This is a genomic window from uncultured Methanobrevibacter sp. (assembly GCF_902770715.1).
In the GTDB taxonomy this organism is placed as follows: domain Archaea; phylum Methanobacteriota; class Methanobacteria; order Methanobacteriales; family Methanobacteriaceae; genus Methanocatella.
On the sequence record NZ_CACXTS010000009.1, the window covers coordinates 88,956 to 105,422 of the forward strand.

Consider the following 16,467-nt stretch of genomic DNA (forward strand, 5'->3'; position numbering starts at 1 on the left):
ATATGTTTAATTAAATCATTAGAGCGTGTTATTTATGGAATGTTATTATCATCCTGAAAGAGAAGGTACAGACATCTGTGCTATTTGTGGAAAATCTGTTTGTAAAGAATGTGGTTTAGAAATTGCAGGAAAAATTTATTGTAAAGAGTGTTTAGAAAAAATTGTAGGTTTAGGAATTGAAGATAACCCTCAAAAAGAAGAGATTATTGAAGAAACCCCAATATTAACAGAACCTGCTAAATTAGATGCGCAAACTGCAGAAGATACAATCTACCAACCACAAGATGAGGATATTGACTTTGAAGTACCTTATGCACAACAAGAAGTTCCACCTCAAGAATCAAAAGGAATCAGCGATGACTCCCCATATAATATCAGAGATAATATAGAATATTCCGGAGGTCTTGAATCATCTTATTTGGATGATGTTGAGACATATCAAAAACCTCAAGAAGATCCGCAAATTGCTCAAAATGAAATGGATGTTCTTCAAAAACAAGTTTTAACACCAAAAGCTGATAATGATGATTTCATATATCCTGACCACGACTATGAACCACAGCCAACAAGCGCAAGATTAGAATTGGAAGACAAATATGAAAAATATCTTGATGATTTGTACTTTGATGAAACTGATGTGCCATTAGGAGAGCAATTAGCAAAAGATGAAGCTCAATACGGTTCATTGACAAGGAGAGAATACCCTCCTAGACCAGAAGAAGTTGTGGAACAAGAACCACCTGTTCAGAAAAAAGCTCCTAAAAAAGAAGCTCCTAAAGAAAAACTACTCAAGGAAGAAGTTCCTAAAATTGAAACTCCTGAAGAAATGGAAGCTAGAATAAGAGCAGAAATAATGAAAGAACAGGGATTGATGACTGATAAAGAGGATGAAGATAAAAGTATCCATAACTTGAATTATGATGAAAAAGAGCCAATGGGTATTTTAGACATATTATTATCAATAATCTTGATTATTGTAATTTTAATTGTCTTATACTATTTAGTATATATATTCTTACTAAACTCAACCTATCCAACATTCGTGGATGCATTATTTGCTCTTAAAAATCCACAAAATGTTATTAACGCAATTTTAACTCATTAAATAATGAAATATTTTCATTATTTACTTTTTTTATAAATTTTTCCAGAACCTCTTTATTTTTATAGCCTAAGATTCTAATATTTGAGGGATACCCATCAATATATCTGGAAATTGTTTTTTTAGGAATTGGATTTTCTAAGATGCTTAACACCCTTTGGTGGAAATGTGATGAAAATCCGTGCAAAATAGCTTTCTCCAGATTGTCAATTGTATTGTAAGGCCTATTATCCACAATATTTTTGGCTAATTTATCATTAAACAGATTTAAATTAGATAATTCTTCAAAAGTAAAATTATTTGCAGTATCCAATATGGATTCTATATCTCGAATTCCATAAATGATAGAGTCGTTTTCTATTTCCCTTTTTAAAACTTCAATAGTCATAGGCGGCATCATATCTAAAACATCATCAAAATTATTTTTCATAATGCTGTCTCGAATTAAAGTTCCGCTGACTCCCTCAATACGCTCAACAAAGAGAAACTTATCCTTATAATCAAAGCCTATTTTGCTTAAAGAATTAGAAAATGAGGTAATAACATAATTATCCTCTTCAAGCTTATCCTTTAAAATAATCTCATTAGTGGTTTTATCAACGATTTTATAAGGTTTTGGTGCAATATGATGGCCCATGTTGATCCTTTTTAAGATTTCGTCATAACCTTCCATAGGCTTGTAGCCTCGAGGTATGTGATCGGTATTCAATGCCTGAAACATTTTACAAAGGCATAATGAATATTGTCCTGAACCCATTATTCCCATTGGAGGTCCTTCAACCACAATGTCTGCACCAACAGAAATTGCAATTTCTGCCCTAAGTTCCCTTGGCAATATATATGGAATACCCCTACCACTTCTTTCAAATAAGCCCGGTACAACAGCTACAAATAATGACTCAGGAAACATATGTTGTGCAGTTTTCATGCAATGAAAATGACCATTATGTAAAGGATTATACTCTGTAAAATCAGCTATCAAATTTGTATCTGAAGTCTCATCTGAGACATTTCTTTCGACATCCAAATCATTGAAAAATAATTCCATATCTCTCTTTAAAATTTCAGGAACTTGAGACATAAGATTAAATATAATCCTTAAATTTAAAAAAACTTATGATTTAAAAATGTCAAAAAACAAATATGAAAATATAAACTTCGGAGATTAACAATGGATTTGGTAATAAAAAATTGTAGATTGGTTGACAGACTTGGCGAATACAACATTAAAGTAGAGGATGGCAAAATAGCCGACATCTCAAAAACACACATCAAAGGAGATGACGTGATAGATATAAAAAACAACTATATAATGCCCGGTTTCATCGATCCGCACATCCATTTTAGAGATCCTGGACTGACTCAAAAGGAAGATTTTAAAACAGGGAGCTTAAGTGCTGCAAATGGCGGATTTACAACTGTAATAGACATGCCCAATACAGTACCTAAAACAAATACCTATAAAGCACTTAAGGAAAAGATTCAAATAGCCAAAAATAAGTCTGTTGTTAATTTTGAACTTCAAGCAGGACATAATACACTTGAAGAGATGGAAAAGATGGTTACATTAAATCCAATATCATTTAAGATATTTATGGATTTGGAAAGTGATGAAAATTTAGAGAGAATATTTGAAGACTTATCCACATTAAAAGATACAACTGATTATAATGGACTTGTAGCAACACACTGCGAAAAAAAGAGCATCGTTGAAAGTGAAACCGCCAAATTAAAAGCAAAGAAAGAAAATAAGGCAATTGATTATACATATGGTCGCCCAACAATAAGTGAGGACGAATCTGTCAAACAAGCAATTGAACTTGCAAGAGCAAATAATCTGAAATTACATATTTGCCATTTAAGCTCTGCTAAATCACTAAACCTTGCAAAAGATGCAAGCAAAAGCATGCCTGTATCCTGGGAATTTACACCACATCACTTATTGCTCGATAATAGCGCGTACAATGTATATGGTACTTTTATAAAAACAAATCCTCCACTAAGGCCAAAAAATGAAAGTGTTAGCGTGAAAGATTTGGATGAAAATTCAATTATTGGAACAGACCATGCACCGCATACCCTTGAAGATAAAACAAAAGGCGTCTGGAGCTCATCACCAGGAATTCCTAATTTAGAAACTGTAGTCCCATTAATGTTGACAGAAGTGAACAAAGGAAACATTGATTTAAGCATAATCCCAAAAATCTTTTCCGAAAATGCTGCTAAAGTCTATGGACTTGAAAATAAAGGAGAAATAGCCATTGGAAAAGACGCTGATTTTACAGTAATCGATTTAAAACGAGAAGGTAAATTTAATATTGATGAATTTGAAACAAAAGCCGAATACTCACCATTTGACGGTTGGAATTATACTGGAACTGCCATAATGACAATTGTTAATGGAAAAATAGTAATGGATAAATTATAACTAATTTTTTAAAAAAAAGAAAAAAGAAAGGTGTGTTTACACACCTATTTGTAACATAATGCGTCTTCTGGACATGCCTCAATACATTGACCACATAATGTACAGAATCCTGCAATTGGTAATTTAGGATTTTCTGTTTCGTGAATCATGTCGTAAGGACAAGCCTCGATACAGTCACCACATTGATCACATTTAGATGGGTTGAATGCAATTCTGTCTCTGATAACAGGTTCGCCATCAATAGTTACTTCATATTGTTCTACTTTTAATGCATCGTTAGAACACATTGAAGCACATGCTCCACATCTAATACAGCTTACAAAGGATGGTTCATCATCAGTTTCTACTAAAGCAGGGCAGCACATACCAGTTTTGGTAATTACACGAATAGCTTCAGTAGGACATTTGTTAGCACATGCACCGATAAAGTCACATTTTTCTACATCTCTTCCGATACCTTCTGCATCTACAGGTGAACCTTCACCCCATTCTACATCAATTGCTAATGCATCAACAGGACAGAGATTTACACATAAACCACATGCAGCACAGACACTAGGAATAGCAACAGTTAAACTGGAACTGTTTGCAGAAATGAAATCACCAGGACATGCTTCTACACAAGTGTTACAACCAATACATTTTGCTGCGTCAAAAGTGAATGATGTAATTTCTTTAGAACGTTTGACAGGTATTTTTTCTGAAATGAAAATTGCATTCCAAGGACAGGTTTGAGAACATAAACCACATCTGATACAGTCATCATTTACAGTAACTGGGCTTCCAACTTCTTCGAGTGTGATAGCACTTACAGGACAAGGTTCTACACAAGTTCCACATCCAACACAGTCTTTAATGTAAACAGGTCCTTTGCCTTTAAGATCTAATTCATATTCAGCAGGTTCTTTAACACCTGGAATACCGATTACATCTACAGGACAAATGTCAACACATTTTTGACACATTACACAGAAACCTTCAACTTCTTTTAATTTTTCACCAGTGACTTTAATAGTTTCTTGTGGACAAACTTCTTCACATTTACCACAGGAGTCACATAATAAAGAGTTGAATACTAATCTTGCTTGGGTTATACCTTCAGTAATTTCGTAATCTTCTACTTTTAATGCTCCATTAGGACAAACGTCAGCACATTTAGGTTCTTCACCACAAGTGTCACAGTGAATAATAGATTCAGGTGTTACATTAATAGCTGATGTAGGACAGGTACCTTCACAAGCACCACATTTAATACAGCCATCTTCATTAAATACAATCATTTATAAAAACCCCCTTAAATTTAGAATTTTTTAATGAGGTTTCCTTCACTGTCTACAATATCTACTTCAGCTAATCTCATTTGACTATCCATTGTATCATCTACTTCTACACCAGGTTTGATGTAGTCTTTAGCAACTTGGTGAATACCCATTTCCATTGCAGGGTTGTTTTGGATTGTAGCTACAACAATGTTAGCATAACTACATTGACCATTGTCATCAGATTTGTAGTGGTGGATTAAAGTACCACGAGGAGCTTCTACAATACCGACACCTTCACCTTCAGTTCTTTCTAATTCATCAGGGAATTTTTTACCGGATAAATCTTCTTCTAATGCAGCTGCAGCACATTCAGCGGATGCTAACAATTCGATGAGTCTAGCATAGTTGAATAATAATGGTGCTTGAGCGTATCCAAATGCGTCACGGAAAGCGTTAAGTGCTTCTTGAGCAAGAGGTGCTTCTTTAGGCATTTGGTCACAAACGTTGATCCTAGATAATGGTGCAACTCTGTAAATACCTTCTGGGTAGCCCATTTCTTTAATGTATGGGAATTTTAACCAGGAGTAAGGTTTTACGTGTTCAGCAACATAGTCGGTGTACTCTTCGTTTCTGTATTCGAACATGTCACTACCATCTTTGTCTCTGAATCTGATGTTACCGTTATATACATCCCAAGTTCCATCAGGTTTTACAGTACCACAGTGTCTGGTGTCACCGAAGTTACCTAATGATGCGATTAAATCAATGTTTTCTTCAAATACAGGAATAGCTAAATCGAGAGTAGCTTGTGCTAATTCTACGTTTTGTTTAGCTCTTTCGAGTAAGTCTTTTTGAGTATCAGCATCTAATTCGGTTGAAATACCACCAGGAGTGGATGAAGTAGGGTGAATAGGACGACCACCTATTTTTCTAACCATTTCTAAACCGTTTCTTCTGATGTTAATTGCTTGAAGAGCAATTTCAGGCATGTCTTTAATAACTTGGAAAACATTTCTTGTTTTTCTAGTTCCGTTAGGAATGATTAAATCTGGTGCTGCTAAGAAGTAGAAATGAAGTGCGTGGGAGTGCATGTATGAACCCCAGTTCATAATTTCTCTCATTCTGTATGCAGTAGGTAAGATTTCATAATCATCATATCCGAAAATTTGGTCAACAGCTTTAGCAGCTGCTAAGTGGTGTTGTACATCACAAATACCACAAATCCTAGGTACAAGTCTAGGTAATTCTTCTACAGGACGACCAGTTAAGAATTTTTCGAAACCTCTGAATTCCATAACGTGTAATCTTGTTTCTTCTACGTTTCCAGCATCGTCGAGATGCACGGTAATTTTAGCGTGTCCTTCAATACGAGTAACATTTTTACAGGTACTAAAGCTGCAGGTAATGTGTAAGTGTAGAAAGTACCTACAATATCATCTAATTGATCAGCTACAGTTTCAGGGTCAACGGTTTTATCTTCTTGAACACCGTAGTCAGATGCAATCGCACTGATCATTTTTGCTCCTTGGTCTAATACTTTTGCAGTAGGACCGTAACATCCTCTACATTGGATACCAATGGAAGGACATTCTGCACCACATAATGATACAGTAGCAGGACCCATACATACTAAACCTTGGCTAATTAAACATAAATCAGGTTCAGGAAGACCTAATTCGAATTGTCTTTTAATGAAGTCCATAGCTAAACCTGCAGGTGGTTTTTCTCTAGGACATACTTCACAAAGGTTGGTAGCAGGTAACTCAATAGTGTCTCCTCTTAATAATGCTAAAACAGCTTCTGCTACAACATCTGAACGAGGTGGGCATCCTGGAATCATTAAGTCAATGTCCATGACTTCGCCAATAGGTCTTACTCTGCTTTCGAGATGAGGTACATCTTCGTGAGGAATAATTCCTTCAGGGTTAACGGTTGATACGGAGTTAATGTATCCTTCTTCTTCTAACTCTTCAACAGTCCATAAGTTTCCGAGACCTGGAATACCGCCGTAGCAAGCACAAGTACCGTAAGCAATAACCATATTAGCTTTTTCATTTAACATTTCTGCTAATTCTCTGTTTTCGTCGTTCCTTACTCCACCTTCGACAATAATAATGTCTAATTCAGGTACTTCATCATATTTAGTATCCATGAGTACAGGGGAAAATTCAAAATCTGCAAATTCCATTACATCAATTAAAGATTCGTGGAAATCCGCAATGGATAAGTGGCAACCGGAACATCCACTGAACCACATAGTTCCTATTTTTACTTTATCTGCCATATTCATTCCTCCAATCTATTCCTCAGCATCTAATTGAGCTTTTAATGGAGCTGGACCTAATTCTTTGATTCTGTTAACCATCATTTTAACAGATTCAGAGAATTTTTCACCTTCGGATGCGGAAATCCAATCGTGGTGAACTCTTTCTTTTCCAATTCCCATATCTTCAACTAATTTATAAATTAATCTCATTCTACGATCTAATTTGTAGTTACCAGCGTCATAGTGGCAGTCGCCCATGTGACATCCAGCTACAAATACCCCATCAGCACCTTCTTTAAATGCTTTTAAAATAAATTGTGGGTCAATTCTTCCAGAACACATTACACGAATAACTCTAATATTCGGTGGGTATTGCATCCTTGCAGTACCAGCTGTGTCTGCTCCTCCATAGGAACACCAGTTGCAACAAAACATTACAATTTTTACATCATCAGCCATAGAGTTTCTCCTCCTCTATAATATTTTTCCGACTTTAGAAAAACTTGCGTCCTTCTAAATTCAATTTTAAAGTTTTTTAAAAAATTTTAAAATCTCTTTTTTAAGGAATACTGTTTAGGTATGCCTTAAAAACACAATTTCTGTACGTAATGAGCTAGCTCAGCAATACATTATGTACTGATTAATATATTTTATTTATAATTAATATAAAGGTTACTTAGAAACTAAAGCCAAAAAGTTTATATACTATAAAACAAGATTTTTGAAAAGTAAATTTTACATCTAAAACAGGAAAAAAGGAAAAAATAGATGGAATTACATTCCATCAAGACTCATATCAATCATTCTTTGAGTTTGCTCAGCTAATTCATCAGGAAGACCAGTAATATCCATGTTTAAAAATCCTCTAACAATCATGGATTCCGCATCCTCTTCTTCAATACCCCTAGATGTTAGATAATTAATTTCTTCTTCAGAAATTTTACCAACAGCTGCTTCGTGAGACATTTCTAAGTTAGAAGAACTAGCTTCAAGTTCAGGCACAGCATAAATAAAACTATCATCGGACAATACCAATCCATGGCATTCCAAGTGTCCTTTTACAGAAGGCACTGTACCTGCTAAATGTCCTCTTGCATAAATTTTTGATTCATCCTGAGCAACAGCCCTTGAAATGACTTCACCTCTGGCACCTTCAGCATTCAATAAAACTCTGGATCCAACATCAATAATTGAATCTTTTTTACCACCTTGAATACTTTGGAAAATAGCTCTTGAGTTTTTACCATCACAATAAGCAGTTGGGAAGGATTGAATAGTGCTGACAGGACTAGTTAAAATATAATTGTTAATATAAGTTGAATCATCCATCAATTTAACACCGGTTCTTGGACGCACTTCAACCTGTTCAGCCCAATTGTGAACCATAGTGAAAGTGATTTTAGAGCCTGGCTTTAAATACATTTCAGATACACCAACATGCATTGCAGAGCCCACATCATCACCTGTTGCACAACCGGTAATCAAATGCAATTCAGAGTTTTCTTCAGCAATAATAACATTGTGAGCGGTTTGCATTACATCCTCATCACTGATAAACATACAAGCCTGTACAGGCATGACCTCTTTAGTTCCCGGAAGGGACCTTACAAAATAACCGCTTAAAAATCCGGTTTCTTTTTCTCTTAAAGCAGTTTTTGCAGTATATTTATCTGCATCAGGTTTGACAACATTCCATAGATAATCATCCAACCAGCTATATTTTTCCAATGCTATTTGCATATTCATTACTTCAATAGAATCTGAGATGGAATTATTTGTAAAAATATTACTTTGATCCATTTGTAAAAATGATCCAGACCTGTTAGTTTCTTCAGTATCAACACCAACTTTTAAAAGATCTGTTTTGGTCTGTTTGTTTAAATCATCCAAATCATCAATCATGTCTAAAGCGTTAACTGTCTCATCAGTAAAGTTTTCAATTGTAACGTCTGCACCAATTGCAGCCTTTTTATTTATTGCCTTTTCAGCAGCCTCATAAACATTGCGCACACTCAACACATCCATTAAAACCATTTTTCCTAATATCTTCGAGAATTTCATTTGGGTTTCCAGAACAGGAAATAACACCATTCATCAAAACATGAGCTTTATCAGCGTTAACAAAGTTTAAGATATAACCTAAATGAGTAATTAAAAGACCGCTTCTTTTTCTGTCCCCATGCTTTTTATCTTTATCCAATAAAGTTCCGATTTCTGAAGCCAATAACTCCACATTTTCAATATCCACACCAGAATCAGGCTCGTCAAACATGGTGAAATCCGGCATTTGAGCAAGCAACTGTAAAATTTCAGAACGTTTCACTTCCCCACCAGAAAATCCAAGATTAACATCCCTATTTAAGAATTCATCACTGAATTTAAGTTTTTTAGCCAATTCTTGCATTCTAGGATTTAATTCATCATTAACATCTTGATGAGACTCAATTTTCAATAAATCTCCAACAGATACTCCTCTGATTGAAGGAGGATTTTGGAAACTTACTCCAATACCTAACTTAACTCTTTCCGCAGTGGATAACTCAGTAATATCTTGACCTTTGAATTTGATTGAACCTTGAACTACATCATAATTTGGAAAACCTAATATAGTTAAGAATAAAGTACTTTTACCAGCACCGTTTGGCCCTAAAAGAACATGAGTTTCACCCTCAGCAATAGAAAGGTTAATATTTTTTAAAACTCTTTTTCCGGCTACTTCAACAGCCAAATTTTCTATTTCGAGCAACATATAATCACCTTTATAAATAAATATGAATTTGTTATATACTATACTAATTATAGCACTACTAACTATAAATAGTTAACAAAAAGTAAAATAAAAAAAAGAGAATAACTGAAATTATTCAGTTACAATAATGAATTCGCCGACTTTTTCAACTTTAGCGAAAGGAACTAATAATAAGTCACCGTTTCTTTTAGCACCTTTAACATGAATATTACGGTCACTTTCAACTCTAATAGCAATATCCACGATTTTACCAGTTTTTTCGTTGATAATTAATTCATCAAGCACACCAAGAATACGTGCATTATTGGTAGCTACTTGATAGTTTTTGATTTCACTCCATAATTTTTCTTCTCTTCTAGGAATTTGCTTATTTTCCATTAAATCACCTGATAAAAATTAAATCTACTTATATAATTATTAAACTTCATCATATTTAAACATAATATTCATTATACAATCTTTCAGCAACTTTGCTATCCGGAATAGTATTGATATTAAGGGCTAATTCAACTTTTGGAATAACTAACTGATCTTCATCCTGAACAATGTTAACGCTTCTTAAGACATTTAGTCCTGACGGGACATTACCCTCAAACTCATAGGAATAATCCAAACCCAACTTATCAAATATTTCAACAGGAACCAATACTGATAATGCATCTTTAGGCGATTCTAAGTAATAATTTAAAACATAATCAATTGTTTCAGTGGATATAAAAGGTAAATCTGCATTAATAAACAGTAAAATATCCTCTTTAGACTTGTTCTCAAAATAATCCAAAATGAAAGACAAATCAGTTAAATAATCCTCACCGGAAGTATCTAAAATTGTATAATCTCCGTCGAAATCCTTCAGATACCTAGTAGTTTCCACAGTATTAGGACTAACAGTAATAACTATTTCATCGATTAATTTAGACGCCTTTAAATTTTCAAGTACAAAATTAATTAAAGGTTTATCACGTAATTTGAAAAGAGGCTTTTCTTGGGGAACTTTAAGTCTAGTTCCCTTACCTCCTGCCATCAAAATTGCATAAATCATGATAAACCACAATTGTTTAAGCGAATTTGCCGCCCATCATTTTCATACGATCTTTAAGGATACATCTTCCACCTTGTTTACCTCCAATAGGAACTTTAGGAGTACCCATTGAATTCATACAACGTGCCATGATCGCAGAACCTAAAGCAAGACCATCTTCAACAAAAACAACATTTTCAAACTTGTCTTGAACAGCCTCTAAGATGAGCTCAGGTTTACGTCCTGTAATACCTGCTCTTCCAGTAATACCTAAGGCAGAGCCCGGAACAATAACATTTTCTTCAAATGCCACATCCAAAACTCTTTTAACGATATTTGTACTTACATAATCCAAAGTTGAAAGCAATGTTGGAAGGCCATCAGCATCATAGAACTGAGCACCCAATTCCATTAATTCATCAAGTTTATCACCATTAAAACCGACATCACAACCAATTAAAGTTGTACCTGCATTTTCAGCAGCCACTGGATTAACCGGAACAGTACCAAATCTTTCAACATCCATTGGAACTTTACGAATATTGACTAATTTATGAGCTTCCAATGCATTGGCTTCAGCCTTTTTATGATCAGCCTTTTTCATTGCCTTATCTGAATAAATATCTAAAGCAGCACCATTTTTCTTATCGATTTGACCGGAACCTCTAGCTATAGAATCGCTTACAACACCTGCAAGACCTAAAAAGTTACCTACAGTATTTGCATAAGGTTCATTGTCATTTACAATACGTCCTGCCAATGTTGAACCAAAGTCAAGGGAAACACAAGGGTTTCTATAATCCACATCAGTCCATTTTGCACCTAATTTAATACCTGCAGTTACAAGCTCCCCTTCCATTTCATTTGCAACAGTTTCCTTACCTTGAGGAGGAACTACACTTACAACAGCCCCATCAAACATGATATTTTCCAAAAGAGAATGTTTTTGCAATCTTTCCGGAAGCTGGGAAATGGTCATTGCCGGAGACATTTTCCTTGGAGGAATATCTGCTTCAAGACAACCGTCAGCTAAAGCAATAATGAGTTGGCCTGCTTCTTCAGCAGTTGCAAAACCTGCTGTTACCCCAGTAGATCTTACAACAAAATCCAAATCCTCATCTTTATCAACATTACATTTCCTTAAAGATTCTAAAACAGTATCTCTGATAAGCTCAGTTACAGATTCTTTAGAAAGCTCAATACCCCAAACAGTTTTACCGAATACCTCTTCGTTAGGTTTAGGTGGACGTATATCACGTGTCATTTTAACTGTTTTATTTAATAAATAAGACTCACTAGTGTTTAAATTTGTAGCCATTACAATAGACTTTGTAGTAGTGTTACCTAATTCAACAGAAGCAGTTACATAAAAAGTATCTGGCTTTTGAACAGCGCCAGGACTTGCAGGACCCGCCTTTTGAGCTCTTAAAGTACCTAAATTACCTGTTTTAGAATGAGCAATAATAGGTTTAGGACCTCTATTAAAAATTTTACTTAGAAAAGACATTTTATAACCTCAATTAAAACTTGATTATAAATATCTTTTTATGATAATATAAATTTTATTAAAAAATCTTGAAAAAAAGAACTGAAAAATTATTTAAAAAAAAGTAAAAAATAGAAAAAAATGATTAGATGAATAGAATCATCTAATCGGGACCCTTATATCTATAATAATTTGTTAATTGGGTGTTCTTCAATAGGTTCGGTACCGATATCTTTTGCTGCTTCAGCAATCATGATATCAGCCATACCACATGCAGGGAATGCAAGTCTGGAGTTTTCGATAGGTCCGAAAAGAACGAAGTCTCCACCAGCCATTTGCTGTACGATGTTTGAACCGATATCACAAACAGGCCATGCTTCTTTGTGTTCTTTTTTGTATGCTCTTAACCAGTCCCATGCGGAAGGTACGTTGTGAATACCTGATCCTACTGGGTATCCCCATTTAGCTTTTACTGCGTAAGCGGTTCTTACAGCAGGTCCTGCACCTTGACCTAAAGGAGTAACTGCTACGTCCATCCATGGTTTGGTAATTCCACATTCGTCAGCCATTTCAAGAATACCTTGGTCGATTACAGCTCCACCAGTTTCCCAGATTTCGATTTTACCTTCTACACCAGGAGTCATTGGGTTGAAACCTAATAAGATAGATGCATCGATGTCAGAGTTTTTGAGAGCTTCAATTTCGCCAGGTTCTGCAGCCATACTGATTGAGTTGTAAACAGCTCTTTCAGCTAATCCGACTTCTTGAACATATTCTACACCTGCGATTTTTGCAGCAGCTGCAGTTGAGTCTATAAGGAAAGGTTTGTCACTGACGTCTCCTACAAATTCTAAGTATTTTACCATAGCTTCTGCAGTAGCACCGAAGTTTTGTATAACACAAGGGTTTCCGGTTACATCAGACATTTCTTCCATTGTTTTAATTAATCCATCAGCAGCGTCTTTATCAAAGTCCCCTGCTTTTTCATCACTAATAATTTTGTGTCCGCCGTAAAAGATAGTTCCTGCTAAAACGGTAGGATATTCACCAGGTTGGCCTCCCATTTTTACCCCATTCATATCTACGACGATTTGTTCTTTATCAAATCTAAACATAAGTATAAACCTCCTATAATAAGGTAGATAACATTGTAGCTACTCCAAATTTAATAGCTATAACTAATATAATTAATCCAAGTATAATACCATACAATATACCAACATCTCTACCAGTTTGTTGGCCTAAACGTTGATAGTATTCCCCAACAGTAAAATCAACTTTTTCTTCTGCATCATCTAATTTAGCAACAATAGCGTTGAAATCATCTGGGGAAACCATTACTGAAGGTACTGAATCTTCACTCATAATAACACCTCTATAATCCTGCTGCTTTTGCAATGAAAGGAATAATTACGATTAAAAGTGTTGCTATGCAAGCACCGATAGCGAATCCTTTAAACCTGGTTGCGAGTAAACCAGCGAATAATTTACCTTCTCTTGCAAGGAGTTTTGAACTGTATTCAGCATCATCAGCTGCAGCTCTCATTCCGCCAATATTTGGTTTATTTGAAATTTCTACCATAATTAATCCTCCTTAGAACATCAAGAATAAAACTCCAACTATTAAAGTGAAAGCTAATCCGATCATTATACCTTGAACTTTACCAGCATAATTACCAGCCATATTTCTTTGAACAGCTCCGACCATATCAATTTTAGTGTTTATGTCCCTAATTCTTGCTTCGATGAGACCAGTTTCAGGAGAAATAACTTTGATTGCTTCTCCAGTGTCTTCATCTCCGTCGTCGTCGTCAACAGAAATAACCATAGCTTCTTCTTCAAAAGCACCTGGATCTTTTTCTACACATTCATTAATTTTTGATTGAATTGCCCCAATATCTTCAGTATCAATTAAGTCAACAATTTCTAATTGTTGTTGGAATCTTTCAATACCGTCGAGAGGAACATTCTCTACGAAAGGAATAGCACCGGTAGCACCGATAATTTTCTTTTTATCAGGGTCTGCACCATTATCGTATAATGCTTGAATACTTTGACCGGTAATGTGTCCTTGTACTTCAGCACCTGCTAATATTAAGAAACGAATATTAGGGTTTGAGATAATGTTTGCGACAACTTTTTCTATTCCTAAGTTTTCTGTTTTACATGGACCTGCAATAGCTGCTCCAGAAAGTTCAGCTTCAATGTGAGAAGCTAAAGTTGTTACTGCAACAGGGCTTTCAGGATCACCTACAATGTAATCCCCACTAATAACCGGCCAGCCATCTGCAGGAGCTTTTTTATCAGCCATCTATAAAACCCCCATCGCTTGTAAAATTGGTAATGCAGCAAATATAATGAATGATGCTAATAAGAAACCATATACCATGTTTGTTAACATACCTGCGGCAACATATGAACCTTCCCTTCCAGGGTAAGAACCAACAGGACTTGTGTATGGGTCTAATGAAGCCATTAATTCATCAGCAGCCAATTCGACTTTTGCCACTTGTTCATTCACTTCATCCATAGATAAGAGTACAACTCCTGAACCTAAAGATGATCCGATAATCCCGGTTGCAGGATCTAATGCGAAATTCATTTCAGGAATAACCTGAATCATAGGTAACATTTGAGCCATATTTAATTCCTCCTATTCTATTGCTCCACTTTAGGCCATAATCCAGCCCATTTGGTTGATGCTGCGTCATTCATGGAAGCTACAACAAATGCTCTGAATGAAATAACCCAACCGATTAAACCAACGATGAATACAACAAACCAACCTAATCCACCAGTAGTGACAGACATAAGACCAGTAATAGTCATAGCTAAGAATGCAGTGGATGCTGCACATTTGAGAGTTCTTACTTGATCTTCGTTAGGTCCTAAACATGCGTTGAATGGGTGTTGGATAGCCATAGTACACATAATAAATAATACAGCAATGAAACCGGTTGCAACAACATGTTCTAAGACAGATGTCATTTCAATACTACCGGAAATTGCAACAGCGAATCCTAAAATTGATAAAGCAGCTGCACCTGCAATTTCAACAGTACATTGAAGCATAATAGGGATTTTCATACCTACGATTTTAGTTGCAACGAGTGCAATAACAGCACCAATAATACATGCAATAACTAAAGCTGCAATTGGTCCTAATATTGTCATTTTTAACATTACTGCTAAACTGAGACCTGCTAATGCTGAAATAACACCAACAGATAAAGACATATAACCTATAGATGGTACACCAGTACCTAAACCGTAACTTGCTACTCTACGAATTGCGTCAGCACCCCAAACGATTGCACAAACAGCACCAAGAGCTGCAAATAATGGTCCGATGACGTCTCCTAAGAAAGCAGATAAATAGATACCGAGTAATCCACCGACAATACCTAAAATTAATAAGTGCATTGAGTTTACTGCACCTGCAGCTGCACCGTCAGCACTTCCACCAGCAGACATTTAGATACCTCCAGTTAAAATAATACAAAAGATTCCAACAACGATAGATGCGATTGCACATGCAAGAGCTCCAGTTCCAATTCTTTTGAATTTTGGATCGTGCATACCTTCAATGGTACCACCAATGTTATAAGAAGCAATTACAGAGTTAATAAAGAACACACCTACACCTAAAATAGCAGCTAAACCGATAGCAATAGCAGGTTCAAAAGAAGCTTGTACTGAGTCATAAATACCGTAGTAGACTAATCCACCACCGAAACCACCAAGAAGTCCTCCGATAAGACCACTTACAAATGAAGTGAGAGGTACACCGTGACCTTCGGTACCAGGAGTTTTATAAATTTCTTGGTTACGTTTGGTAATCCAGTCAACAGGTACTTTTGATGCAGCAGGAACAATACCTACACCGAAGATGTAGATTAAGTTTGCAATGAGCATGGTAATACCCATCATGATCATAGCACCGATTGCACCACCAATACCTACTATATAAAATGGTTCACCTGTCATAGTTGCAGCAGTAATAAGACCTGTTAAACCAGCACCAGCAGCTAACATAGCAGTACCGGTACCTACACCAGTAGCTGTTGCCATAGCTGCAGGAGCTCCTCCTACAGGAATAAAGTGCACACCTGCACCAATCATAATACCGCCTATTGCGATGAATAAAATTAAA

Annotated in this window: 19 protein-coding genes; 2 read left to right on the forward strand and 17 right to left on the reverse strand. The window is 35.6% G+C overall.

What is annotated here, in order from left to right:
* Positions 1 to 34 precede the first annotated feature (34 nt).
* On the forward strand, positions 35 to 1,105 hold the full coding sequence (locus QZU81_RS04035; RefSeq protein ID WP_295589533.1) for a hypothetical protein: 1,071 nt from the start codon (positions 35 to 37) through the stop codon (positions 1,103 to 1,105).
* Here QZU81_RS04035 and QZU81_RS04040 read toward each other — a convergent pair.
* Positions 1,083 to 2,183, reverse strand: coding sequence for a nucleotidyltransferase family protein (locus QZU81_RS04040; protein WP_295589534.1), 1,101 nt, complete (start codon positions 2,181 to 2,183; stop codon positions 1,083 to 1,085). The two genes, QZU81_RS04035 and QZU81_RS04040, sit on opposite strands and share 23 nt — an antisense overlap.
* A gap of 90 nt (positions 2,184 to 2,273) precedes the next feature.
* Between QZU81_RS04040 and QZU81_RS04045 the strand changes: the two genes are divergently transcribed.
* Entirely contained in the window at positions 2,274 to 3,530 is a 1,257-nt protein-coding gene (locus QZU81_RS04045) for a dihydroorotase family protein (RefSeq protein ID WP_292827870.1), read from the forward strand.
* A 44-nt stretch (positions 3,531 to 3,574) separates the two neighbouring features.
* On the opposite strand, the gene QZU81_RS04050 is transcribed toward QZU81_RS04045, so the two are convergent.
* From QZU81_RS04050 to mtrD, 16 genes are all read right to left on the reverse strand, one after another.
* Entirely contained in the window at positions 3,575 to 4,810 is a 1,236-nt protein-coding gene (locus QZU81_RS04050; protein WP_292827868.1) for a 4Fe-4S binding protein, read from the reverse strand.
* Positions 4,811 to 4,830: 20 nt separating this feature from the next.
* Positions 4,831 to 6,198, reverse strand: a complete 1,368-nt coding sequence (locus QZU81_RS04055; protein ID WP_295589544.1) for a Ni/Fe hydrogenase subunit alpha — start codon at positions 6,196 to 6,198, stop codon at positions 4,831 to 4,833.
* Positions 6,108 to 7,076: a F420-nonreducing hydrogenase gene (locus QZU81_RS04060; protein ID WP_295589535.1), complete on the reverse strand. Its 969-nt coding sequence runs from the start codon at positions 7,074 to 7,076 to the stop codon at positions 6,108 to 6,110. The genes QZU81_RS04055 and QZU81_RS04060 overlap by 91 nt, the downstream gene beginning before the upstream one ends.
* A gap of 15 nt (positions 7,077 to 7,091) precedes the next feature.
* Entirely contained in the window at positions 7,092 to 7,517 is a 426-nt protein-coding gene (locus QZU81_RS04065) for a hydrogenase iron-sulfur subunit (protein ID WP_292827860.1), read from the reverse strand.
* A 315-nt stretch (positions 7,518 to 7,832) separates the two neighbouring features.
* Positions 7,833 to 9,083 carry a SufD family Fe-S cluster assembly protein gene (locus tag QZU81_RS04070; protein WP_292827858.1) on the reverse strand — a complete coding sequence of 417 codons (1,251 nt, stop codon included), beginning with the start codon at positions 9,081 to 9,083 and terminating at the stop codon, positions 7,833 to 7,835.
* Positions 9,052 to 9,807: an ABC transporter ATP-binding protein gene (locus tag QZU81_RS04075; protein WP_292827855.1), complete on the reverse strand. Its 756-nt coding sequence runs from the start codon at positions 9,805 to 9,807 to the stop codon at positions 9,052 to 9,054. The genes QZU81_RS04070 and QZU81_RS04075 overlap by 32 nt, the downstream gene beginning before the upstream one ends.
* 111 nt (positions 9,808 to 9,918) lie before the next feature.
* Complete coding sequence (locus QZU81_RS04080; RefSeq protein WP_042692144.1) at positions 9,919 to 10,185, reverse strand: PRC-barrel domain-containing protein; 267 nt, start codon at positions 10,183 to 10,185, stop codon at positions 9,919 to 9,921.
* 55 nt (positions 10,186 to 10,240) lie between these two features.
* Positions 10,241 to 10,849, reverse strand: a complete 609-nt coding sequence (locus tag QZU81_RS04085; protein ID WP_292851967.1) for an NTP transferase domain-containing protein — start codon at positions 10,847 to 10,849, stop codon at positions 10,241 to 10,243.
* Positions 10,850 to 10,865: 16 nt separating this feature from the next.
* Positions 10,866 to 12,335: a methanogenesis marker 14 protein gene (locus tag QZU81_RS04090; RefSeq protein WP_292827845.1), complete on the reverse strand. Its 1,470-nt coding sequence runs from the start codon at positions 12,333 to 12,335 to the stop codon at positions 10,866 to 10,868.
* 161 nt (positions 12,336 to 12,496) lie between these two features.
* Positions 12,497 to 13,429, reverse strand: a complete 933-nt coding sequence (gene mtrH, locus QZU81_RS04095; RefSeq protein ID WP_292827842.1) for a tetrahydromethanopterin S-methyltransferase subunit H — start codon at positions 13,427 to 13,429, stop codon at positions 12,497 to 12,499.
* 13 nt (positions 13,430 to 13,442) lie between these two features.
* Positions 13,443 to 13,679 carry a tetrahydromethanopterin S-methyltransferase subunit MtrG gene (gene mtrG, locus QZU81_RS04100; RefSeq protein WP_292827839.1) on the reverse strand — a complete coding sequence of 79 codons (237 nt, stop codon included), beginning with the start codon at positions 13,677 to 13,679 and terminating at the stop codon, positions 13,443 to 13,445.
* Between the two features lie 10 nt (positions 13,680 to 13,689).
* Positions 13,690 to 13,896, reverse strand: coding sequence for a tetrahydromethanopterin S-methyltransferase subunit F (locus QZU81_RS04105; protein WP_292827836.1), 207 nt, complete (start codon positions 13,894 to 13,896; stop codon positions 13,690 to 13,692).
* 12 nt (positions 13,897 to 13,908) lie between these two features.
* Positions 13,909 to 14,625, reverse strand: coding sequence for a tetrahydromethanopterin S-methyltransferase subunit A (gene mtrA / locus QZU81_RS04110; RefSeq protein ID WP_292827834.1), 717 nt, complete (start codon positions 14,623 to 14,625; stop codon positions 13,909 to 13,911).
* Positions 14,626 to 14,955: a tetrahydromethanopterin S-methyltransferase subunit MtrB gene (locus QZU81_RS04115; RefSeq protein ID WP_292827832.1), complete on the reverse strand. Its 330-nt coding sequence runs from the start codon at positions 14,953 to 14,955 to the stop codon at positions 14,626 to 14,628. It abuts the gene before it with no gap.
* A 17-nt stretch (positions 14,956 to 14,972) separates the two neighbouring features.
* Positions 14,973 to 15,788, reverse strand: coding sequence for a tetrahydromethanopterin S-methyltransferase subunit MtrC (gene mtrC, locus QZU81_RS04120; protein ID WP_292827829.1), 816 nt, complete (start codon positions 15,786 to 15,788; stop codon positions 14,973 to 14,975).
* The gene (gene mtrD / locus QZU81_RS04125; RefSeq protein WP_295589545.1) at positions 15,789 to 16,436 is read right to left on the reverse strand and encodes a tetrahydromethanopterin S-methyltransferase subunit D; all 648 of its coding nucleotides are present in this window, start codon (positions 16,434 to 16,436) and stop codon (positions 15,789 to 15,791) included.
* Positions 16,437 to 16,467: the final 31 nt, after the last annotated feature.